The following is a 6,148-nucleotide window of genomic DNA, read 5'->3' on the forward strand; positions in this document are numbered from 1 at the left end:
CAGGCCCGTCACGGGACCTGCGGCGAGGCGCTCCGGCGGACGCGGCGCCCCGGCCCGGACGAGGGCCGGGGCGCCGCCGCGTTCCTGGCGCGCGGCCGGGCGCGCACTCACCCCCGTGACGAGACGGACCTCCGCCGTTGTGCGTGCCGTGAGGGACATGGGTAGTGGGGCATGTGCGAGGATGCGGAGGATCATCCGCGTGTTCGGACCGAGAGAAGGGAACCCCCACGATGGTGGACAAGCCGGGTACCGGCGAGCCCGACGCCGCCGGCACCGACCGTTCCATCGGCGCGCTGGTCTCCGACGCCACCGACAACCTCTCCCGGCTGGTGCGGCTGGAGATCCAGCTCGCCAAGCTGGAGGCCAAGGCCGACGCGGTCAGGATCGGCAAGGGCGTCGCCGGGTTCGCGGTCGTCGCGGTCCTGGCCCACATCTTCGTCATCCTGCTCTCGGTGACCATCGCCTTCGCGCTCTACGAGCTGTTCGCGCTCCCGGCCTGGGCGTGCCTCGGCATCGTCACGCTGTTCTACCTGCTCCTCGCAGTGGCCTTCGGGCTGTACGGCATCGTCAACTTCCGCAAGCGCCAGGGGCTCCAGCGCACCGCGCTGACCACCTCGCGCCTCGCCGGCATCCTGCGCGGCGAGATCCGGCCGCCCCGGCCCGGTGACGACCTCGACACCGCCGACACCGCCGGGGCCACCGCGGCGGCGCCGCGGTAGCCGCACACGGTGTTGGACGACTCCGCCGCCTACCTCGACGGCCCGTGGACGCACCGGACCGTCAAGGCCGCGGGCGCGCGCTTCCACGCGGCGGAGGCCGGTGAGGGCCCCCTCGTGCTCCTCCTGCACGGCTTCCCCCAGTTCTGGTGGGCGTGGCGGTACCAGTTGGAACCTCTCGCCGAGGCGGGGTTCCGCGCCGTCGCCGTCGACATGCGCGGCTACGGGGCCAGTGACAAGACCCCCCGCGGCTACGACCTCGTGACCCTCGCCCAGGACGCCGCCGGCCTGGTCCGGGCCCTGGGGTACGAGGACGCCGCGGTGGTGGGACACGGGGTGGGCGGGCTCGTCGGCTGGACGATGACGGCCTACCACCCCGGCTCGGTACGCGCCCTGGCGGCGGTCTCCGCGCCGCACCCGCTGCGCACCGCGCGGATCGTCGCCTCGGGCGGGCCCGGTGTCCGGCACATGCTCCGGGCGCAGGTGCCGATCCTCCCGGAGCACAGGCTCCTGGCCGACGGGTGCGTCCGCGTGGGCGACCTCCTGCGCGAGTGGTCGGCCCCCGGTTGGCCCGGCGCCGAGGCCGAGGAGGCCTACCGGCGGGCCTTCGCCATCCCGAAGGTCTCCCACTGCTCCCTGGAGTACCACCGCTGGATCTTCCGCTCGCGGTGGCGCCCGGACGGGCTCCGCTACAACGCGCGCATGCGGTCGCCCGTCCGCGTCCCCGTCCTCCAGCTCCACGGGGAGCTCGACCCGGTGTGCCCGCCCGAGGCGGCACGCGCCTCCCGGCGCGCCGTCGCGGGGGCCCACCGCTGGGCGCCGATCCCGGGTGCGGGACACTTCCCGCACGAGGAACGCCCGGATGAGGTCTCCCGCGAGCTCGTGGGGTGGCTGGGACGGGTCGACGGAGCCCGGGAGGGCGACGGGGAACGGCGGTGAGGCAGTGATGGCGACGGAATCCGCGTCGGAGGGCCGGGACAGGCAGGGCCGGGATCGCGACGGGACCGGGCGCGCGCAGAACCAGCGCCCCCGCGACCGCTACGGGCGTCCGCTGCCGCACGGGAGCGCGGGCGAGGTCGAGCGGGTCCCCGACGACGCCGTGTTCTCCGCGGCCGAAGGCCTGTCGGAGGCCCAGCGCCTGCTCGACGGGGGGTACGCCTTCACCGCCCACGAGGTTCTCGAAGCCGTGTGGAAGTCCTCGCCCGAGCCCGAGAGGGAGCTGTGGCGCGGCCTCGCCCAGGTGGCCGTGGGCGTCACCCACGCCCAGCGCGGGAACGCCGTCGGCGCCGCGCGCCTGCTGAGGCGGGGCGCGGACCGGGTGGAGGGGTTCGGGCCGGACGCCCCGCACGGGGTGGACACGGCCGGTGTGGCGGCCTTCGCCCGGGGGCTGGCGGACGACCTGGACGCCGGCCGGGCGGAGCGGGGCGACGCGATCGAACCGGCGGGGTTGCGCCTGCTCGGGAGGTAGGGAGCCGGACGCCGGGAGCGGCCCGGGGCCGCCCCGCGCCGGACGGCGCGCGGCGGCGGGGAGGCCCTCCGGGGGAGAGCCGTGTTCTCTTGTGGCCACGGGTACCAGTGTGGCCGATGAGGCTGATTCCCGCTTCATTCCTTTATGTGTGTTTTAGCGTTAACATCGTATTAATGCATTATGAGTTGTTATTCAAGGCAAAAATCCCTGATAAGGAAAATAATCCCGCTTCTGGGATCACCGTAAGATCACATCTTTGGTTTGTCTTGGGGAAATCCCGAAACGACACTCACCTTTATTCGGGATCGTGCGTAGAATCCCCGGATCACCGCCCGTGAGCGAGCAGCGCGGGCGGTGTGCACCACAACCAAAGGTGGCACCGCTTCGACCCCGCCAAGCGTGCTGTCGGGCCAGCTCAGGCTCCTTCCGGACGGCGGTACGTCCACGGCGGCGCGCTGGTCCGGCGTCCACGAGGCGAACCGTTCCCCCGCGTTTCCGATGGACGGGGCCGAAAAGGTCGCGCCCGTCTCAAGGAGGACGGATTGTCTGGGCTCAACCTCGCCGCGCCAAGCGGCACGGCCCTATCGCTGGCAGGCACCGACTTCACACTCGTCATCATCGTCATGGTGGTGGCACTTCTGGCCCTCGCCGTCGCGGGGATGCTGGTACGTGAGGTCCTCGCCGCGGAGCAGGGCACCGAGCGGATGCGCAACATCGCGCTCGCAGTGCAGGAGGGCGCGAGCGCGTACCTGACACGACAGTTCCGCACCCTCGCGGTCTTCGTCGTCGTCATCCCGCTGCTCCTCCTCCTGCTGCCCGCCGACTCGTGGGACATCCGGATCGGCCGGTCGGTCTTCTTCGCCCTGGGCGCCGCGCTGTCGTCCGCCACCGGCTTCATCGGCATGTGGCTCGCCGTGCGCGGCAACGTACGGGTCGCGGCGGCGGCCCGCGGCGGCGACGGGGCGTCCAACCACAGGGCCATGCGGATCGCCTTCCGCACCGGCGGCGTGGCCGGCATGATCACCGTCGGCCTCGGCCTGTTCGGCGCGGCCCTCGTCGTCGTGCTCTACCGGGGCGACGCCCCCATCGTCCTGGAGGGCTTCGGCTTCGGCGCCGCCCTCCTGGCCATGTTCATGCGTGTCGGCGGCGGAATATTCACGAAGGCCGCCGACGTCGGCGCCGACCTCGTCGGCAAGGTCGAGCAGGGCATCCCCGAGGACGACCCCCGCAACGCCGCCACCATCGCCGACAACGTCGGCGACAACGTGGGCGACTGCGCCGGCATGGCCGCCGACCTCTTCGAGTCCTACGCCGTCGTGCTCGTCGCCTCGCTGATCCTCGGCCGGGTGGCGTTCGGCACCGAGGGCCTGGTGTTCCCGCTCCTCGTCCCCATGATCGGCGTCATCACGGCGATCATCGGCATCTTCCTGGTCGCCCCCCGCGCCCGGGACCGGTCGGCGATGACCGCGATCAACCGCGGCTTCTTCATCTCCGCGGGCATCTCCGCCCTGCTCGTCGTCGGCACCTCCCTCTGGTACCTGCCCGGCAGCTTCGAGGAGCTGTCCGGGGTCAGCCCGCAGGTCCTCGCCGAGATCGAGGCCGCGGGCACCGCCCCCGACCCGAGGTTCATCGCGATCGCCGCGGTCCTCATCGGCCTGGTGCTCGCCGCAGCCATCCAGCTGCTCACCGGCTACTTCACCGAGACCGACAAGCGCCCCGTCCGGGACATCGGCGTGAGCTCCGAGACCGGCGCGGCCACCGTCATCCTCTCCGGCATCTCCGTCGGCCTGGAGTCCGCCGTCTACTCCGCCCTGCTCATCGCCGGCGCCGTGTACGCGGCGTTCCTCCTCGGCGGCGGTTCCATCACGCTGAGCCTGTTCGCCGTCGCCCTCGCCGGCACCGGGCTCCTCACCACCGTCGGCATCATCGTCGCGATGGACACCTTCGGCCCGGTCTCCGACAACGCCCAGGGCATCGCCGAGATGTCCGGCGACGTGGAGGGCAGGGGCGCCGAGATCCTCACCGGACTCGACGCCGTCGGCAACACGACCAAGGCGATCACCAAGGGCATCGCGATCGCGACGGCCGTGCTGGCCGCCACGGCCCTGTTCGGCGCCTTCCGCACCTCCGTCCAGGAGCAGCTCGGCGCGGGCGAGCAGGCGTTCTCGCTCTCCATCGACCAGCCGGACGTGCTCGTCGGCGTCATCATCGGCGCCAGCGTGGTGTTCTTCTTCTCCGGCCTGGCCGTCATGGCGGTCGGCCGCGCCGCCGGCCGCGTCGTCCTGGAGGTGCGCGACCAGTTCCGCACGCGCCCCGGGATCATGGACGGCACCGAGCTGCCGGAGTACGCGCGGGTGGTCGACATCTGCACCAAGGACTCCCTGCGCGAACTGGTCACCCCGGGCCTCCTCGCGGTCCTGGCGCCGATCGCGGTCGGGTTCGCCTTCGGCTACGCCCCCCTGGGCGCGTTCCTCGGCGGCGCCATCGCCGCGGGCGTGCTCATGGCCGTCTTCCTGTCCAACTCCGGCGGGGCCTGGGACAACGCCAAGAAGCTCGTCGAGGACGGCCACCACGGCGGCAAGGGCTCGGCCGCCCACGAGGCCACGGTCATCGGCGACACCGTCGGCGACCCGTTCAAGGACACCGCGGGCCCGGCCATCAACCCCCTGCTCAAGGTCATGAACCTCGTTGCGCTGATCGTGGCGCCCAGCGTGGTGATCTACGCGGACAACGTGGTCCTCCGGACCGTGGTGACCGTGCTCGCCGTGGGTGTGCTCGTCGGCGCGATCCTCTGGTCCAAGAGCCGCGGCGCCGGGACCGAGACGCAGCTGGCGGAGCTGGGCGGGCAGTCCGCTCCCAAGGACGCCCCCGAGGCCGGGGGCGGCGGCGCACCGGCTCCGGGAGAGGGGACCCCGGCGACGGACGGAGCCGCACGGGACGAGGCGGCGGACCCGAAGGGGTCCGACCACAGGGAGGAGGCGCACGCCGGAGACGGCAAGTAGCGCGATCCCCAGGTGGCGGCCGTCCGGGAACCCGGGCGGCCGTCGCCGTGCGCGGGAGGACGCCTAACCTGGTTCCGCGGGTGTGCTTCCCGCGCGGACGAGGCAGAAAAGGGGTTCTGAGATGTCGGGGATGAAGGGCCTGCTCGCCATCCTGGCGGTCATGGTGGGGTTCATCGGCGTGCTCGCCGTCGTCGCGACCAGCCTGACGCCGTGAGCGGGGCGCGCACACTGCTGCTGATGCGGCACGCGGAGGCGGAGAACGGGCACGGCGCCGACTACGAGCGGGGCCTGACCGATCTGGGGCGGGTTCAGGCGGAGGCGGTCGGGCGGATGCTCTCCCGGCGGGGATACGCGCCGGACCATGTCATCTGCTCCGGCGCCAGGCGCACCAGGCAGACCCTGGACGGCGTGCTCGGCGCGATGGAGCCGGGGCCCCGGCCCGAGGTCGACTACTCGGACGAGGCGTACTCGGCCGGCGTGGACACGCTCCTGGAACTCGTGAACCGGGTCGACGCCGGCGTGCGCACCCTGCTGGTGGTGGCGCACAACCCCACCGTGGCCCAGGTGGCCGCCGGCTTCGTGGGGAACGAGGCCCTCGTGTCCTACTCTCCCGGCACGATCGCGGCCGTCGACCTGGAGGTCGAGTGGCTCTACGCGGCGCCCGGAACGGGCACGGGCGTCCTGCTCAACTGATGTGTCCCAGGTCACGTGCCCGTCGGGTTGCCGGTGCTCGCGGTCGGGGGTAATGTTCTCCGAGTCGCCTCCGACCGGCCCAAGGCCACGAGGAGCGGCGACACTCCCTCCCGGCGAAACGGACGCATTCGCGGCCGTGCCGGAACCCCGGTTTTCACCAGAACGAACTTTCGAGCCTCGCGGTTCGAGCACTGGTCTGGCCATGTAAACTCAGGGAGTCGCTTCAAAAGCCCAGTCCATTCGGACAAAAGCAAACGAAGCACAACGGG

The 6,148-nt window shown here is 72.1% G+C and carries 5 protein-coding genes; all 5 read left to right on the top strand.

Annotated elements, in window-relative coordinates; translation table 11 throughout:
• Positions 1 to 230: 230 nt before the first annotated feature.
• The 5 genes from ACIRPH_RS30260 to ACIRPH_RS30280 all read left to right on the top strand — a co-directional run bounded on the left by ACIRPH_RS30260 (position 231) and on the right by ACIRPH_RS30280 (position 5,879).
• Positions 231 to 719, top strand: coding sequence for a phage holin family protein (locus ACIRPH_RS30260; RefSeq protein WP_402920538.1), 489 nt, complete (start codon positions 231 to 233; stop codon positions 717 to 719).
• Positions 720 to 728: 9 nt separating this feature from the next.
• Positions 729 to 1,655 (top strand): alpha/beta fold hydrolase, encoded by a 927-nt coding sequence (locus ACIRPH_RS30265; protein ID WP_402920541.1) that lies wholly within the window; start codon positions 729 to 731, stop codon positions 1,653 to 1,655.
• A gap of 7 nt (positions 1,656 to 1,662) precedes the next feature.
• Entirely contained in the window at positions 1,663 to 2,184 is a 522-nt protein-coding gene (locus ACIRPH_RS30270; protein ID WP_402920544.1) for a DUF309 domain-containing protein, read from the top strand.
• Positions 2,185 to 2,726: 542 nt separating this feature from the next.
• Entirely contained in the window at positions 2,727 to 5,186 is a 2,460-nt protein-coding gene (locus ACIRPH_RS30275; RefSeq protein ID WP_402920547.1) for a sodium-translocating pyrophosphatase, read from the top strand.
• A gap of 210 nt (positions 5,187 to 5,396) precedes the next feature.
• Positions 5,397 to 5,879, top strand: a complete 483-nt coding sequence (locus tag ACIRPH_RS30280) for a SixA phosphatase family protein (RefSeq protein ID WP_402920550.1) — start codon at positions 5,397 to 5,399, stop codon at positions 5,877 to 5,879.
• Positions 5,880 to 6,148 lie beyond the last annotated feature (269 nt).

It is taken from the genome of Nocardiopsis sp. NPDC101807, from assembly GCF_044766605.1.
In the GTDB taxonomy this organism is placed as follows: Bacteria; Actinomycetota; Actinomycetes; order Streptosporangiales; family Streptosporangiaceae; genus Nocardiopsis; species Nocardiopsis tropica.

Excerpts from the sequence above, each read along its gene's own strand:
- ACIRPH_RS30260 (WP_402920538.1), top strand. The coding sequence starts at position 231 with ATGGTGGACAAGCCGGGTACCGGCGAGCCCGACGCCGCCGGCACCGAC.
- ACIRPH_RS30270 (WP_402920544.1), top strand. The coding sequence starts at position 1,663 with ATGGCGACGGAATCCGCGTCGGAGGGCCGGGACAGGCAGGGCCGGGAT.